The sequence below is a fragment of the Nitrincola sp. genome, from assembly GCF_048264025.1.
Lineage (GTDB): Bacteria > Pseudomonadota > Gammaproteobacteria > Pseudomonadales > Balneatricaceae > Nitrincola.
Genome location: NZ_JBLXDN010000004.1, coordinates 1 through 17252 on the forward strand (window position 1 = coordinate 1; position 17252 = coordinate 17252).

The following is a 17252-nucleotide window of genomic DNA, read 5'->3' on the forward strand; positions in this document are numbered from 1 at the left end:
TCATAGGTCGGATATAAGCGTGCAACACATCTGCTCGAGTCAAAAATAGCTTGCAACACGGGCGGGTCCATATAAGCCCGCTCTGCGGGCGAAAAGGCGTTCGCTCACAGAGTGAGCTCCCACAAGCGAGCTCCCACAGAAAGGGCTTAGCGGAATTTAGCCAGAATTTCGTTAAGCGTTTTGCTTGGGCACATCACCGCAACGGCTTTTTGCGCGTCTGGGTGATAGTAACCACCGATATCGGCTGGTTTACCCTGTACTTCGCTAAGTTCCGCCAGGATTTTGTCCTGATTTTCAGTCAGCGCTTTGGCCAGGGAGGCGAAGCGTGCTTTCAGTTCAGGGTCTTCATCCTGCGCAGCCAGTTCTTGTGCCCAGTACATGGCCAGGAAGAAGTGGCTGCCGCGGTTATCCAACTCACCAGTACGACGTGAAGGAGACTTGTTATTTTCCAGCAGAGTTTCTGTAGCACGATCCAGCGCATGACCCAGAATGCGAGCCTTGGGCAGGTTTTCTTTCATGCCCAGTTCATCCAGCGATACGGCAATGGCCAGGAATTCACCTAGTGAGTCCCAACGCAGGTGGTTTTCCTGCAGAACCTGCTGAACATGCTTGGGTGCGGAACCACCGGCACCGGTTTCGTACATGCCGCCACCGGCCAACATTGGCACGACAGACAACATTTTGGCTGAGGTTCCCAGTTCCATGATCGGGAAGAGGTCGGTCAGGTAGTCACGCAATACGTTACCTGTGACTGAAATAGTGTCCTTGCCACGGATCAGACGCTCCATAGTACGACGGATCGCTGGAATGTAAGAGTTAACGCGAATATCCAGACCTTCGGTATCGTAGTCTTTCAGATAGAGTTCTACTTTTTTGCGCAGCTCAGCATCATGGGCACGTTCTTTATCTAACCAGAAGATCGCTGGGGTATCTGACTGACGTGCACGGGTAACGGCCAGCTTGACCCAGTCGCGGATAGCCGCGTCTTTGGTCTGGCAAGCGCGCCAAATGTCGCCTTTTTCTACTTCATGCTCCATGATCACACTGCCATCAGCAGTATTGACGATACGCATGATGCCGTCGGCCTGTACTTCGAAAGTTTTGTCGTGAGAGCCATACTCTTCGGCTTTCATTGCCATCAGACCAACGTTAGGTACGGTACCCATGGTGGTAGGATCAAATGCACCTTCTGTTTTGCAGAAATTGATCATTTCCTGATAGATACGTGCGTAAGTGCTTTCTGGCATAACCGCTTTGGTATCTTTCGACTTGCCATCCTGACCCCACATCTGACCGGAGTTGCGGATCATCGCCGGCATGGAGGCATCGACAATAACGTCACTGGGGATATGCAGGTTGGTGATGCCTTTTACGGAGTCAACCATCGCCATTTCAGGGCGATTGGCATAGCAGGCATGGATATCTTCTTCGATCTCTTCCTGCTTGGAGTGCGGCAGGCTTTTAATATTTTCGTAAACGCTGTTCAGACCATTGTTGGGATTAACCCCTAGCTCTTTGAACAGTTCGCCGTGTTTCTCAAACAGGTCTTTGTAGTACACAGTCACGGCGTGACCGAACACGATCGGGTGGGAGACCTTCATCATGGTAGCTTTGACGTGCAGTGACCACATTACGCCGCTGTCTTTGCAATCATTCAGTGTTTCTTCAAAGAAATCACGCAGGGCTTTGGCACTCATGAACATGCCGTCCAGCACTTCGCCTTTTTCAAGGTGTAGTTCTTTCTTCACCTGCACCTGCCCATCCTTGCCGACAAACTCGATGCGCACATCGGTGTCATCCGTCAGGGTGGTGGATTTTTCACTGGAATAGAAGTCGCCACCGCGCATATAGTCGGCATGAGAGCGGGATGCTTTGCTCCAGGCACCCATAGAGTGCGGGAATTTACGTGCGAAGGCTTTAACAGCCGGCGGCGCACGACGGTCAGAGTTACCCTGACGCAGTACTGGGTTTACCGCACTGCCAAGAATTTTGCCGTAACGCTCACGTATCTGTTTTTCTTCGTCAGTTTTTGGCTCATCAACAAAGTTAGGTATGTCATAACCCTGCGACTGAAGTTCCTTGATGCAAGCTTTAAGCTGCGGAATGGATGCGCTGATGTTGGGGAGTTTGATAATGTTGGCAGAAGGATCTTTGGTCAGCTCACCCAGCTCAGACAGGGTGTCTGCAACACGTTGCTCTTCTGTAAGCTTTTCAGGGAAGGCCGCAAGTACGCGCGCAGCAACAGAGATATCGCTGGTTTCAACACTGATTTCAGCCGCGGCTGTAAAGGTTCTTACAATGGGAAGCAGGGAACAGGTCGCAAGTGCTGGAGCTTCATCAGTGAGCGTATAAATAATTTTTGGACTTTTTTCTGTCATTTTATTCCCCAAATTGCATGGATGTATCGCTTCAGACGTTGATTAGACGCGCCTGAACCGCGTAAATTAGCTGTTGATTCTTTATTCTGGTAAAAAAACTACACTATTATTGTATCGAATCGCTACATTTTTTTATACGCCGAATTGTTAGACGATGGGCTAACGTAGCGTGAGAGCGCAGCTTTTCGAAGGCTGAAATGGCATACTATTTTGTACCTTGCGGTTTTGTGCCGTCAACCTGTTTGAGCTTGGTGTATGACTTTAAAAGATGGTGAAAGACAGGATAAGTCGCTGGAGCAGAAAGTACGTCGGCTGAACCAGATCGGTATTGCCCTGTCAGCAGAACACGATAAGTTGCAATTGCTTGAGCTGATTCTCAGTAGTGCGCGTGAGTTGACCAGTGCCGATGCCGGAACCCTGTATCTGCTGGATGGCTCAGCACGAAGCTTGCAGTTTGCACTGGTACAGAATGATCAGTTGGGTCTGTACCTGGGGGGCTACCAACAGCCTGGTGTTGAACTGTTTAAGCCAATCTCCTTGTATTTGGATAACGGACAGCCGAATGAACAGTTAGTTGTTGCTTGGTCGGTATTACACAAACAGACTATCCGTGTTGCCGATGCCTATGATCACAGTAACTTCGATTTCAGTGGTACCCGTATATTCGATCAACAAAGTGGTTATCACTCACGTTCTTTTCTGACGGTGCCCCTGGTAAATCACGAGGGCGAAGTGTTTGCCGCCCTGCAACTGATCAATAAACAGTCTGTCGGTGTGGTGGTCGCCTTTTCAGAAACAGATCAGGAGCTGGCCGAATCCCTAGCCTCTCAGGCCGCCGTGGCCTTGACTAATCAGCGCCTGATCGAAGAGATGAAAACGCTGTTTGACAGCTTCACCCAGGTGCTGGCGACCGCGATAGATAAAAAGTCGCCTCACACCGGCAATCATTGCCGACGGGTGCCGGATGCCACGCTGTTTCTGGCTGAAGCTGTTTCAGCATCAAATCATCCGGCCGTCAAAGACTTTGTCATGAGTGATGCTGATTTCTACGAGCTGAAAACGGCCGCCTGGTTACATGACTGCGGTAAAGTTGTTACGCCGCACCATGTGATGGAAAAGTCGCGTAAGCTGGAAACCGTGTTTGATCGCATAGAACTCATTGCGACACGAATTGAAATTCTGCGGCGTGATCTGGAAATACAGCAGCTCAAATACCCGCTTACAGATGAGGCTGCAAAAACACTGGCGGCTGAACAAGCCCAGTTGCTTGATGACCTGGACTTTCTCCGACGTGTCAATGTCGGCACAGAGTTCACGACCGATGCAGATCTGCTGCGGATACAAAACCTGGCTGAGAAAACCTGGGTTGATCATAAGGGTGTACGACAGTCTCTACTGAGCGACGATGAGAAACTAAATCTGTCGATTCGCCGTGGCACGCTTAATCCGCAAGAGCGCCAGATTATGAATGATCATATGGTGGCAACGCTGGATATGCTGGAGCAACTGCCTTTTCCCAAGCATTTACAGCGAGTCGCTGAGTATGCCGGATGCCATCATGAACGTATGGATGGCAAGGGTTATCCAAGGGGGTTGACGCGTGAGCAGATGTCGATTCCTGCCCGTATTATGGGCGTTGCGGATGTATTTGAAGCGCTGACTGCCAAAGAGCGCCCCTACAAAGAGCCGATGAAGTTATCACAAGCCTTGATGATTATGGGGCGTATGGTTGAAGACAAGCATCTGGATCCTGATTTGTTTGCCGTATTTGTTGAAGCGCGCGTGTATGAACGTTATGCGGCAGTGCATTTATCACCGGAGCAGATGGATGCCGTTGATGTGTCAGCATTACCTGGGTTGAATAAGGAAAGTCATTAATGAAAATTGAAATCCTGGGTTGTAGTGGTGGGATGGGGAACGGCGAACACACTACCTGCATTCGTATTGATGAGCATTTGTTGATCGACGCGGGTAGTGGATTAGGGGCGCTATCCCAGGATGAAATGCTGGCGATTAAGCAGGTATTTTTGACGCATGCGCACCTGGATCACATCTGTTTTTTACCCTTGCTACTGGATAACCTGTTTGAACAACTGAAGTCTCCGGTTGAAGTGCTGGCCTTACCCGAAACCCTGAAGGTGCTGCGCGAGCATATTTTTAATTGGCAGGTCTGGCCTGATTTCAGCGTATTACCCGATTCTCAGCAGCCAGTACTTCGCTATCGGCCTATTAGCATGGGTCAGACAATGCAAACAGCTGGTTTAACCCTGACACCCCTGCTGGCAATACATGCTGTTCCAACCTGTGGTTATCGAGTCGTATCGGCAGAGGGGAAGGTGTTTTGTTTCAGTGGTGATACCCGCTATGACGACTCCATACTTCAAGCTTATAACCTGTCTGGCCCTATCGATATGCTGATGCTGGAGTGCGCGTTTCCTGATCGTCTTAAAACTGTCGCAGAGCAAAGCAAACACTTCACTCCCCAAGGCCTGATGCAGTTTTTACAGCAGTTAGAATATCCTCCGGAAAGTGTACTTATCACACACTTGAAGCCTGCTTTCAGGAAAGAAATTTGCGCTGAATTGACTGGTCTGAAACTGCCTTCAAAATTACATTTTATTAGCTCGGGCGATACGTTTTTCCTTTAGTACTACCGATGCACGCCAAAATCCCAGTGCCTGGCCATCAACAAAGTGGATGTGATCATCGGCCTGAAAGTCACCTACCAGGCAGGTGAGGGTAGAGGCCTCACTAGTGGCTGTACCATAGATAATCTCACCACGTGCTTCGGCTGCATCAAGCCGCTTTAGCGTTGCTGCCACTTCATCAGGTGTCAGGTCCAAGACCATGCGGGGGCCCCCGGCTTGTTTGCGGAAATCGCTGCGATAACGCAGGCTGCTCAAGTAACGCTTGGCATCTACCGGACCCAGTTTTCCGCCGATTCGCCAGGCCAGCCAGAGGATGAAGGAACCTGCATAGGCTTTCAGGAAACGTTTAATGCCTGTACCTGTATTGGGGGTTTTCAACTCGCGTGAAACTGAACGCCAGCCAGGAATGGCCGGAGGGGTCAGTTGTTCCCGTGTACCTAGCGGCGAAGTGAGCTCTCCCGGCGCGATGCTGTTCAGCTCACGGAACAGCTTATTCAGCGCCTGGATACCTTCATCGCCTGGAACCAGAGGATCGATGATGATGGATAAAATACTACCGCGGCGTGATGGTATGGGGTCCCAGCGACAGGATAGATTTTCCAGCCCGGGTAAAACACCTTGTACGGGTAATATATGCCATTGGGGGTCTTGTTTTACCCAATCGTCCGCCGCCTGAATGCCTTCACCCAGGAACAGTCCAAAGGCGCGTTGTTCACTGACCATCTGCAAGGACGCGTAAGTTCTCAGACCTGACTGGTTCAGTGCTTTTACCGGCACCATGCCTATGCGCAACTCGATAGAAAAAGCCTCTTTGGACCAATAAGCGAGTGCTGCCAGTAACGTTTTGATCTGTTCTGCCTTGTCACCGGGTACGGCGGCTAAAACCCCATCCCCGCCAAACTGAATGGCAGCGAGTTCGTCGTTTCCTGTCAGCGCAGGTGTTAACACGGCTACAGCCGCACCGGCAATAAAATTAACATCTTTATCGCGGCCTACACGGGCGAGTTGGGTGCTCCCCACCACATCGGCAACAGCAATGTACCAGTCATCAGGCAGTTGTTGGTAATGGCTAAGATCAAGTGCTTGTTGTTCAAAATCAACGATTCTGCGCAGCATAGTAGATAATCCAAGAATGCAATGACTGCAATATAGCATGAAGCTGCTACCATGCAGGAGAGAGTGGCCTATAGACACAATTTATCTCAGGATTTGCATTGATAGCGTATTTTTAATGATAACAAATCTTATTTGTGTTGACTAAGTAAGTGGAAGTGATAATACTTATCTTTAAGTATTTTGAGTGGCTTCTCATGGCCGTTTCGAAATGTTCTTATCTCAATTATAAAATAGGTTGTCTGATGCAAAAAAAACTATTTACCGGCATGGCCCTTATCAGCGCGCTAGTAGCGGCCCCCTTCGCTGCAGCGACAGAGTTGACACTTTACTCAGGTCGCGGCGAATCATTGGTTCAGCCCATTATTGAACAGTTTGAGAAGAAAAGTGGCATCAAGGTAAACGTACGTTATGGTGATACAGCACAGTTGGCTGTATTGATTCAGGAAGAGGGTGATCGCTCTCCTGCAGATCTATACTGGGGTCAGGATGCAGGCGCTATGGGTGCCCTGGCTAATGCCGGTATGTTGGATGAGCTGCCAGATGCCCTATACGCCAACTTGCCAGAAATTTTTACCAGCAAGACGGGTCAGTGGGTAGCGGCCAGTGGTCGTTCACGTGTTGTGGCTTATTCAACTGAACGTGTTTCTGAAGATGAAATTCCCGCCTCTATTTTTGATGCGACTAAACCGGAATACAAAGGCCGCTTTGGTTTCGCACCAACGAATGGCAGTTTTCAGTCTTTCCTGACAGCTATGCGTGCTGTTCATGGTGATGAGAAAACGCTGGAATGGCTCGAGGGTATGAAAGCCAACGAGACTAAAGTCTACCGTAATAACTCTACACAGGTTCAGGCGATTGGTGATGGTGAGATAGACTTTGGCTTGGTAAATAATTATTATTTGCCCCGGTTTGTAGCGGCGAATGCGGATTTTCCGGCAAAGCAGACTTACTTTGAAAAAGACGATATAGGTAACCTGGTAAACGTAGCGGGTGTTGCTGTGCTTAAAACCAGCGACAATAAAGAAGCCGCTGTTGAGTTTATCGAATACATGCTGTCACCCTCTGCTCAGCAATATTTCACTTCTGTAGTGAATGAGTACCCAGTAGTTGATGGTATAATCCCTAATCCGGTTCTGGGTAGCTTGGAAACCTTGCTGGAAGTTGCACCAGTTGTTGATCTGGATCAGTTGTCTGATCTGGAAGGTACCCTTAAGCTCCTACGTGATGCTGAATTGCTGTAACTGATGCAAGCTAACCGGTAGTATTCCTGGCGATGGCTATCGGTTAGCTTTATTCAGCAGTGCGTTACCAGAGTTCTGGCCAGTGAGGTTTATTGAAGTGGGTGGTAATGCATAGTCATAGCGTAGTAGAGGCTGGTAAGCACCAATCGTTACAAGTCAAAGTTAAACGTCCCCCCCTGTATTTGCTGATACCTGCTATAGCTGTATCAGTCTGCATGATTATTCCTTTGCTTTATCTTTTTCTTCGAGCCGGGCAGGCCCAGCCTGATCAATTGCTCGAACTGGTTTTTCGTCCGCGAAACTTTCAACTATTGCTTAATACTCTGGCCTTAACAGGTGGTGTGTTAGTTATTTGTACGTTTCTGGCTTTGCCGCTGGCCTGGCTGGTGACTCGCAGTGATATTCGCGCCAAACGCTTACTGACCATTTTGGCTGTAGTGCCACTTGCAGTGCCTGGGTATGTTATGGCCTATGCGTTGCTGGGTGTAGGCGGTAATCTGGGCGTGTTATCACAGGTGTTTGGTATTCAGGTACAGAATATTTCCGGTTATTGGGGTGCTGTATGGGCGTTGGCGCTTTACACCTTTCCGTATATTTTCCTAAATTTACGTGCAGCATTGCTGGGGCTGGATAGTAGCCTGGAAGAGAGTGCGCAGAGTCTTGGCTATTCACGCGTTGAAGTATTTCGTAAGATCATGCTGCCTCATCTAATGCCTGCATTGCTGGCCGGTTATATGGTAGTAGGGTTGTATGTGCTGGGTGATTTCGGTGCTGTCGCGCTGATGCGTTATGAAGCCTTCAGTTATGCGATTTATACCCAGTATTCGGGGGCGTTTGATCGTATATATGCAGCCTGGTTATCGATCATGTTACTGGCACTAGCCGCCAGTTTTCTGGTAATGGAAGCCTACTTACTCAAACGCAAGCGCCTTGCCAGTGTGGGCAGTGGGGTCTCCCGTCCTGCAGCACCGCAGTACCTTGGTAAGCTGGCTGTTCCGGCATGGATCTATGTCGGCTTTGTTTTTTCCGCGTCCATTGGTCTGCCAGTCGCTATGTTGTCTTATTGGATTATTGTGGTACCACCTGACGTCAGTGTATTTCTTCAGGTGCCCTGGACCTTTTTGCGCTCTGCCGCGGCCGCTGCTCCTGCTGCGGTACTGGCAGCGGTTATGGCTTTGCCGGTTTGTTATCTGTCGGTGCGCTATCCTTCTCGCCTGACCAGTGCTATAGAGCGATCAACCTATATAGGCTATGCCTTGCCACCACTGACACTGGCATTGGCGATGGTATTTTTTGCTTTACAGACGGCTTATATTTTTTATCAGACGTTGGGGTTGTTGATTTTTGCCTGGACCCTGGCAACATTAGCGCTGGCGATGGGGCCAATTCGTAGTGCAATTATCCAGACACGACCGAATACAGAAGAGGCCGCATATTCATTGGGTTATGGTCCGGTGAGTACGTTTTTCCATGTGGTATTTCCTCGCTTGCGCCGGGGTATTTTGGCCTCGTTGGCGCTGGTGTTTCTATTTTGCATGAAAGAGCTGCCGATTACCTTTCTACTGGCACCGACAGGGTATAGTACATTGGCCGTTACAGTGTTTTCACGCACCTCAGAAGGGATGATGGCTGAGGCCGCACCCTTTGCGGCGGCGATAGTGCTTTTTTCTAGCCTGTCTGTGGGCATGGTCTTGAATCGTGAAAAAATCAAGGGGGGTCAATGAACAGTCAGCAGTTGGTGACAGGGGCTATTCAGATTGAAGACCCAGCGATCGATAAACGTGATGTGCAGATTCAGACGCTGCACCTGAGTAAGCGCTACCGCCGTGACGATGCACTGGCGGTGAATGATTTGTCGTTTACTCTGCATAAGGGTGAAATATTAGCCTTGCTCGGTCCTAGTGGCTGTGGCAAAACCACAACATTGCGAATGATTGCCGGTTTTGAGCAGGCGGATAGCGGGCAGATTTTTCTGCAGGGGCGTGATGTGACGCACCTGAGTCCACAGCAGCGCAAGATTGGTATTGTGTTTCAGGATTATGCGCTGTTCCCACACATGACCATTGAGCAAAATGTCATGTTTGCCATGCGTGATACGCCTAAGGGTGAGCGTGCAGATAAAGCAACCAGTTGGTTAGAGCTGATGGGGCTGGATGCACTGCGTAAGCGTTATCCCAATGAATTATCCGGTGGTCAGCAACAGCGTGTCGCTTTGGCTCGAACGCTGGCGGCTGAGCCAGAACTGGTATTGCTGGATGAGCCTTTCTCGAACCTCGATGCATCGTTGCGTGAATCAACACGTAATGAGATGCGTGCCCTGTTTAAGCGCTCAGGTACTACGGTAATTCTGGTAACACATGATCAGGCTGAAGCACTCACTTTTGCAGATAAAGTCGGTGTTATGAATCAGGGTTTTCTGGTGCAGACAGATACGCCGCAGCAGGTTTATCAGCATCCTGCCAATGCGTTTGTGGCGCGTTTTCTCGGGCATACCAATTTACTCTATGGGGATGCACTGGATGGTTTTGTCAGTACGCCACTGGGCCAGCTACAAGTAGAAAAAGGTCTGCAGGGCCAGGTACAGATGTCGGTGCGTCCTGAAGATCTGCATTTGAGCCCAGCTCCACGTTGCGATGCCGCGGCTCGGGTGGTCTCTCGGGAATTCCGTGGCCATGATTACTTCTACACACTGGAGCGTGATGGCGTACAGTATTGTGTTATAGCGCCGCGACACCAGAGCTTTGAAGTTGGCAGTTGGGTAAACATCAATGTGCTGCGCGGTGGCTCGGTACTGCCTGGTTGAATCGGAGAGGATTAACCTCTCCAAAGCTTAACTGCCCAAGGCTTAACTACTCGCCGAGTTTAACTGCCTAAATACCAGCGCATCACCGGCTCACCCCAAAGTATTGCAAACCAGCCTGCAATCGCCAGATAGGGTCCAAAAGGTAAGGGATTTGCAGCCTGGTGCTTGCGCAGAGCAATCATTACACCGGCTAATACAACCCCGGTGACCGATGAAAATAGAATAATCATCGGTAAGCTGATGGCACCACCCCAGGCGCCCAGTGCGGCCAGCAGTTTAAAGTCGCCATAGCCCATACCTTCCTTGCCGGTCAGTAGTTTGAATGCCCAGTAGACGCCCCAGAGCGCCAGATAGCCTAAGGCGGCACCCCAGACGGCACTGCTGAGTGTAGTGAACACCTCAAAGCTGTTTAATAGTAATCCCAGCCATAATAACGGCAGGGTGATACTGTCTGGCAAAAGTTGATGATCTATATCGATAAATGTCAGTGCGATCAGCGCCCAGGTTAGCAACATCAGCGCCAGTCCTGTCAGTGTGATGCCGTACTGCCAGGCAATAAAGGCACATAATATCCCGCTGAGCAGTTCAATCAGGGGATAGCGGGGGCTGATTGTGCTGCTGCATGAACTGCACTTGCCGCGTAAAACCAACCAACTGCATACAGGAATATTCTCATACCAACGGATCAAGTGGCCACAATGATTGCATCGTGAGCGGGGAACGGCCAGGTTGAATGGGTCCTGCGTTTCGTCACCTGACTCTGGCGCCAGGGCGGCTTGCCACTCACGCTCCATCATCACCGGCAAACGCAAAATTACCACATTAAGAAAACTGCCTACCAGCAAGGCTAGCAGCAGGGCGAAGAAAACGGCCCACCAGGTGTGGGCCGCAAAGAGTTCAAGCATTAGCATATGTTTTGGAAAACCTTAGACAACATTACCCAACTGGAAGATTGGCAGATACATGGCAATAACCAGACCGCCGACCAGGGTGCCGAGTACCACCATGATTAAAGGTTCAAGCAGGCTGGACAGGTTATCAACGGCATTGTCGACTTCCTCTTCGTAAAAAGTGGCGATCTTATCCAGCATGGTATCCAGTGAACCGGCTTCCTCACCGATGGCGATCATCTGTGTCACCATGGCGGGGTAGATGCCGGTCATATTAACGGCATTTTGCAATGATTGACCGGTGGATACGCCGTTACGCACTTGAATAATGGCTGTTCTGAACACCACGTTGCCTGCTGCACCAGCGGCCGAATCGAGTGCTGAAACCAAGGGAACCCCTGCAGCAAACGTTGTGGACAGGGTGCGGGCAAAGCGGGCAATAGCGGCCTTGTATAATATTGCACCCAGTACCGGGATCTTGAGCACAAAGCGGTCTACGGCGTTATGGAATTTTTGTGATTTCTCCATCAGCTTGGTGAAGCCAAAGCCGAGTAAAACAAAGCCGATCAGAGCGAAGAACCAGTATTGTTGAGCCAGGTCTGACAGGCCTATGACAAACAGTGTGAAGGCAGGCAGGTCAGCACCAAAGCTGCGGAAAATATCCTGGAACTGAGGGACAACCTTAACCAGCAAAATAGCCGATACAATGATACCCACGGCCACTACAGCCGCAGGGTAGGTCATGGCTTTCTTGATTTTGGCCTTCAGCGATTCAATTTTTTCTTTGTAGGTGGCAATTCGATCAAGCATGGTTTCCAGCGCACCGGACTGTTCGCCGGCCCGGACCAGAGAACAGGTTAATTCATCAAAGTATTTTGGGTGATTGCTCAATGCAGTGGAAAAATCGGTACCACCGTTAACGTCATTACGTATATCGTATGTGAGCTCTTTGAGCTTCACTTTTTCGGTGCCGTTAGCAACGATTTCAAGGCCTTGGAGCAAGGGGACGCCGGATTTCATCATCGTCGCCATCTGCCGGGTGAAAAACGCTATATCGAGCGGTTTGATCGGCTTGTTTTTACTGCCTAACAGCGACATGCTGCTTTGTTTGGACACCTTGTTGGGGTTGATGCCCTGTTTGCGCAGCAGTGATTTGGCGATCGCTACATTTTCGGCATCGATTTTACCCTTGCTGCGATTTCCACTGCGATCCTTGCCTTCCCACTGGAATGTGGCTTTTTTCTTTTCCTTTTTTGCTGCTATAGCCATCTGAGTTATTTCCCTTATCAGGTTTTAATAACGCGATTCATTTCTTCAAGACTAGTCAGGCCATTGGCGACTTTAAGTAGTCCGGATTCCCGTAGAGTTTTGAAACCCTGTTTGCGAGCAACGCGTAATATGTCCAGTGAGTTACCGTTTTCCATAATACATTCGGCAACCTCTTGTGTCATGGCAAGCATCTCATAAATACCGACACGCCCTTTATATCCGCGGTTACATTTAGAGCAGCCTTCATGATTTGCTTCATATAGGTGCAGGTCAGGAATCTGATCAGGTTTAAAGCCCTCTTCAAGCAAGGTGGCTTCTGGTAGATCGATCGGCCGCTTACAGGATTCGCATAAGCGCCGGCCTAAGCGTTGGGCAATAATCAGGCTGACGGACGTGGCTACGTTAAAGGCAGGGACACCCATGTTACGCAAACGGGTCAGTGTTTCTGGGGCGCTGTTGGTATGCAGGGTTGATAGCACCATGTGGCCTGTTTGTGCTGCCTTGATAGCGATCTCAGCCGTTTCCAGGTCACGTATCTCACCGACCATGACCACATCGGGGTCCTGTCGTAGGAAAGAACGCAAGGCTTCGGCGAAGGTCAGGCCCACTTTGATGTTGACGTGTACCTGGTTGATGCCATCCATATTGATCTCCACCGGATCTTCCGCAGTGGAGATGTTGCGTTCAGCGGTATTGAGAATGTTCAAGCCGGTATAGAGGGTAACGGTCTTACCTGAACCTGTGGGTCCTGTTACCAGAATCATCCCCTGGGGTTGTTCTAGGGTGCTTAGGTAGATTTTTTTCTGATCGGGCTCAAAGCCCAGGGCTTCAACACCTATTTGGGCACTGGTTGGGTCGAGGATACGTAGTACGATTTTTTCGCCCCAGAGAGTCGGTAACGAGTTGACACGAAAATCTATAGCGCGTGTCTTGGATATTTTCATCTTGATGCGCCCGTCTTGAGGCACGCGCTTTTCGGAAATATCCATTTGTGACATAACTTTGAGTCGGGCTGCCAGGCGAGTGGCCAGGTTCATCGGTGGGCGATGCACCTCTTGCAATATGCCATCGATACGACAGCGCACACGGTAGCTCTTTTCGTAAGGTTCAAAGTGAATATCTGATGCTCCGGACTTGATCGCATCCATGAGTACTTTGTTGATGAAACGTACGATTGGTGCTTCACTGGCGGCATCTTCGGCTGACTGTTCTTCGTCTTTTTTCTGAGTGCCGTCTTCAATGTCGAGATTATCAAGATCAGCGTCATCGAGATCGCCCAGTGCAGAGCTTTGTTGCTGGTCGAGGTAGACATCCAGGGCGGCTGACAGTTTGTCTTCTTCAACAATGACAACTTCAGTAATGATCCCGGTCTGGAATTTTATTTCATCAATACCCTGCATGTTAGTTGGATCAGCGACCGCAACAAATAAACGGTTATCGCGCTTCATCAAGGGCAAGATGTGGTGTTTGGTGATCAGGGCATCAGAAACAATTTCTTTGGGAAGTGAATCGCCGGGGATGGCGTCCAGATCCAGCAATGGAAGACCGAATTCTTCGGCGGCCGCTGAAGCAGCTCTATGTGCACTGACCAAACGTTGTTTAATGATATAGCTGACGAATGGTTGCTTGGCTTCACGTGACTTGTTTATCGCATCGGTTGCAACTTCGGATGAAAAAACACCGTCCATTACAAGGCGTCTGGCAAGTCCGCTGAGTGGTTGAGCCCCTTGTGCCACAGTAACTCCCAAGCTAATCTAGTTGTTTATAATATAACAGCATAGCAATCAAATCACAGTTACTCACAGTTATCAATTGCCTGGGCCCTTATGTCGCGGGCAATCCGGCTTTATTTGATCCGGCGCAAGGATTCAGTTAAGGCCATCAACGGGATAAGCAGTTTATGCAAGCAAGTCAAAAGGCATGGCGTATTATGCGCCTGTTGACGGTCTACCGGATTATACTGGCATTATTGCTCATGGTGCTGATTTCCACTGGATATCTGCCTGAGCCTTTGGGTGAGGAAGCGCCACGGTTGTTCTTGATAACGGCCTCTGTCTATGTGGTGGTGACGCTCCTGGCTATCTATCCCTTATTACTGCGTACGCCGGCCTACACCTGGCAGGTGTATTTCTATACCTGTGTCGATATTGTGGTATTTACCCTGATGATGCATGCCAGTGGTGGTGTAGCCAGTGGTGTCGGTATGCTTATGGTTGTTAGTATTGCCAATGCCAGCATGCTGCTGGCAGGGCGTATGTCGGTGTTTTTTGCTGCACTGGCTTCCTTGGCCGTGCTGGGGCAACAGTTTTATACTCAGTTGTATGGTATAGCCAGTGCTTATAATTACTCTATGGCGGGTTTGCTGGGATTAACACTGATCGTGACCTCGGTGCTGGCAACGGTTTTGGCGCGCCAGGCCAGGGAGAGTGCCGATCTGGCTCACTCCCGTGGTGTTGATCTGGCCAATATGTCTGAATTGACCGAGCAGGTGATCAGCCAGATGGCAACGGGGGTAATCGTGGTGGATGAACAGCACCATGTACGCCTGGTAAATGAAGCGGCAAGGCGGTTGCTGGATGCCCCTTCGCAAATGCTGGGTACTCATCTGCAGCAATTCAGTATAGAGCTGAATTTACAATTGCGGCTTTGGCGTGGACAGAGTCGACAGGGCCATGAAAAACGTTCGGTTGAAACCTTGCCTGCCAGTTTGCTGGTACAGATGATTAAAGTGGGTCGTGCCGGTGATGACACCAAGACCGGCGTGTTGATATTTCTTGAAGATGCGGCCGCGGTCAACGATCAGTCACAGCAATTGCGACTGGCCGCACTGGGTCGGTTAACCGCCGGTATCGCACATGAAATCCGCAACCCGCTGAGTGCCATCCGTCATGCGGGCGAATTACTGGCGGAGTCTGATAAATTACCGCCTGAAGATTTGCGGCTGACTGACATCATTCAGGAGAATACCGCACGGGTGAATCGGATAGTTGAAGATGTGCTTCAGTTGGGTAATCGCGATAGGGTATTTGGAGAAGAAATATTATTAAACAAATACTTAAGTGGTTTTATTGAAGAGATTTATTGTTTATATCCTGATGCCCGTTCTGTGTTGAAAATCGATGATCAGAGTACTGAACCCTTGACAGTTTATTTTGATTCAGGACACCTGCACCAGATCCTCAGCAATTTATGTCAAAATGCCCTGAATTTTGCCAATCAGTCGCTTGCATCACCCAGTGTAACTGTGTTGCTTGCCGGAGACGCGACACGAGGTTGTTATCTTGAGGTCATTAATAATGGGCCAGTGGTTCTGCCGCAGGAAAAGGAGCGTTTGTTTGAGCCTTTTTTCACTACAACAAGCAAGGGCACCGGGCTGGGGCTTTACCTGTCCAAGGAGCTTGCGCAAGCAAATCAATGCCATCTTGCTCATCGGCAGCAAAATGAAAACACCTGTTTTAGATTGAGTTTTGGGCCACAAGCGATTATCAGGGAGTCTGATTAATGAAAAGTGTAAGTGCTACTGACCGGTCGCCGGTTTTACAGCCCAGAGTACTGGTGGTAGATGATGAGCCGGATATACGTGAGTTGATCAGCTTGACGTTAACACGGATGCAGGTTGATTGTCTGGAGGCGGCTACCCTGGCAGAAGCTTTGCAATTACTGGAACAGCAAGGACAGGGAAGTATTCAGCTCTGCCTGACGGATATGCGTCTGCCTGATGGTAATGGCATGGACTTGATCTATCGCATACAAAAGTACTATCCACACATTCCTGTTGCCATGATTACTGCACACGGCAATATGAGTAGTGCCATTGAAGCCCTCAAGGCTGGCGCCTTCGATTTTCTGAATAAACCCGTTGAATTACAGACGCTGCGTAACCTGGTTACCTCAGCTGTCAGGCTGGAAAAACAACAGCAAAACGCGCCAGGTGGTGATCCTGGACCTGAATTGATGGGACAATCTCGCGCGATTGAGAAGATACGCGCTCTGGTAGCACGTCTTGCGCGTAGCCTGGCCCCTGTTCATATTTCGGGTGAATCGGGCACAGGTAAAGAGCTGGTAGCACGTATGCTGCACCATCGCAGCCACCGTTGTGACAAGCCGTTCATCGCCGTAAATTGTGGCGCTATTCCAGCTGACCTGATGGAAAGTGAATTTTTTGGCCATCGTAAGGGCAGTTTCACTGGGGCGACTCAGCATAAAGAGGGGCTGTTTCAGGCGGCAGAGGGCGGCACGCTTTTCCTGGATGAGGTCGCTGACTTGCCGCTGGATATGCAGGTGAAGCTATTGCGTGCGATCCAGGAAAAGTCGGTCAGACCGGTGGGGGCACAAAAAGAAGAGTTCGTCGATGTTCGTATTGTCAGTGCAACCCATGAAGACTTGGCCGCCAAAGTGGAGATGGGGGAGTTTCGTGAAGACCTCTACTACCGCATCAATGTGATCGAATTGCGTGTGCCTCCACTGCGAGAGCATGCGGAAGATATTCCCTATCTGGCTGCGTATTTTCTGCAGCAGCTGGCTACAGAAATGGGGCGTTCGGCACCACGCTTATCAGCCGAAGCACAAGAACGCCTATGCCAGCATCGCTTTCCTGGTAATGTCCGTGAGCTGGAAAACGTATTGGCACGCGCGATTACCCTCAATGAAGGTGATCTGATAGAGGTTGAGGATATTCAAGTCGATAACCGCAGTCAGTCAGCCTGTGAGGAGCCACTTGCCGGTGCAAATGGCTTACACAAGGTGTGTAGCATGGGGTTGGAGGCTTATCTGGAGCTGGTTGAACGACAGATATTGCAGGAAGCCTTAGAGACAACCCAGTTTAATAAAACAGCTGCCGCCCGCAAGCTGGGTATTTCCTTCCGGACGCTGCGTTACCGGCTGAAAAAACTGGGAATGGACTAGCA

General features: G+C 49.8%; 12 protein-coding genes. 7 read left to right on the top strand and 5 right to left on the bottom strand.

The genetic code is table 11. The annotated features are described in order from the left end of the window. Positions 1-146 precede the first annotated feature (146 nt). Positions 147-2378, bottom strand: a complete 2232-nt coding sequence (locus tag ACN0R1_RS04545) for an NADP-dependent isocitrate dehydrogenase (protein ID WP_417580388.1) — start codon at positions 2376-2378, stop codon at positions 147-149. Between the two features lie 255 nt (positions 2379-2633). Here ACN0R1_RS04545 and ACN0R1_RS04550 point away from each other — a divergent pair, with 255 nt between their 5' ends. Together ACN0R1_RS04550 and ACN0R1_RS04555 are read left to right on the top strand one after the other, a co-directional pair. Further along, positions 2634-4256, top strand: a complete 1623-nt coding sequence (locus ACN0R1_RS04550) for an HD domain-containing phosphohydrolase (RefSeq protein WP_417580390.1) — start codon at positions 2634-2636, stop codon at positions 4254-4256. Continuing rightward, positions 4256-5026: a 3',5'-cyclic-nucleotide phosphodiesterase gene (locus ACN0R1_RS04555; protein WP_417580392.1), complete on the top strand. Its 771-nt coding sequence runs from the start codon at positions 4256-4258 to the stop codon at positions 5024-5026. The genes ACN0R1_RS04550 and ACN0R1_RS04555 overlap by 1 nt, the downstream gene beginning before the upstream one ends. Here the strand turns inward: ACN0R1_RS04555 and ACN0R1_RS04560 are convergent. Further along, positions 4988-6142, bottom strand: a complete 1155-nt coding sequence (locus ACN0R1_RS04560; RefSeq protein ID WP_417580394.1) for a DUF3095 family protein — start codon at positions 6140-6142, stop codon at positions 4988-4990. The genes ACN0R1_RS04555 and ACN0R1_RS04560 overlap by 39 nt on opposite strands. 242 nt (positions 6143-6384) lie before the next feature. Here ACN0R1_RS04560 and ACN0R1_RS04565 point away from each other — a divergent pair, with 242 nt between their 5' ends. From ACN0R1_RS04565 to ACN0R1_RS04575, 3 genes are all read left to right on the top strand, one after another. Continuing rightward, complete coding sequence (locus tag ACN0R1_RS04565; RefSeq protein WP_417580396.1) at positions 6385-7383, top strand: iron ABC transporter substrate-binding protein; 999 nt, start codon at positions 6385-6387, stop codon at positions 7381-7383. A 107-nt stretch (positions 7384-7490) separates the two neighbouring features. Continuing rightward, entirely contained in the window at positions 7491-9107 is a 1617-nt protein-coding gene (locus ACN0R1_RS04570) for an ABC transporter permease (RefSeq protein ID WP_417580398.1), read from the top strand. Beyond that, entirely contained in the window at positions 9104-10186 is a 1083-nt protein-coding gene (locus tag ACN0R1_RS04575) for an ABC transporter ATP-binding protein (RefSeq protein WP_417580400.1), read from the top strand. The genes ACN0R1_RS04570 and ACN0R1_RS04575 overlap by 4 nt, the downstream gene beginning before the upstream one ends. Positions 10187-10245: 59 nt before the next feature. Here the strand turns inward: ACN0R1_RS04575 and ACN0R1_RS04580 are convergent, their stop codons facing one another. The 3 genes from ACN0R1_RS04580 to pilB are packed head-to-tail and all read right to left on the bottom strand — an operon-like array spanning position 10246 to position 14081. After that, positions 10246-11091: a prepilin peptidase gene (locus ACN0R1_RS04580; RefSeq protein WP_417580402.1), complete on the bottom strand. Its 846-nt coding sequence runs from the start codon at positions 11089-11091 to the stop codon at positions 10246-10248. Positions 11092-11112: 21 nt separating this feature from the next. Beyond that, positions 11113-12345, bottom strand: a complete 1233-nt coding sequence (locus ACN0R1_RS04585) for a type II secretion system F family protein (RefSeq protein WP_417580404.1) — start codon at positions 12343-12345, stop codon at positions 11113-11115. Between the two features lie 17 nt (positions 12346-12362). Beyond that, complete coding sequence (gene pilB / locus ACN0R1_RS04590) at positions 12363-14081, bottom strand: type IV-A pilus assembly ATPase PilB (protein ID WP_417580406.1); 1719 nt, start codon at positions 14079-14081, stop codon at positions 12363-12365. A gap of 164 nt (positions 14082-14245) precedes the next feature. Here pilB and ACN0R1_RS04595 point away from each other — a divergent pair, with 164 nt between their 5' ends. Further along, on the top strand, positions 14246-15847 hold the full coding sequence (locus ACN0R1_RS04595) for a sensor histidine kinase (RefSeq protein ID WP_417580408.1): 1602 nt from the start codon (positions 14246-14248) through the stop codon (positions 15845-15847). Then, positions 15847-17250, top strand: a complete 1404-nt coding sequence (locus tag ACN0R1_RS04600) for a sigma-54-dependent transcriptional regulator (protein WP_417580410.1) — start codon at positions 15847-15849, stop codon at positions 17248-17250. Before ACN0R1_RS04595 ends, ACN0R1_RS04600 begins: the two co-directional genes overlap by 1 nt. The last annotated feature ends 2 nt before the right edge of the window (positions 17251-17252 follow it).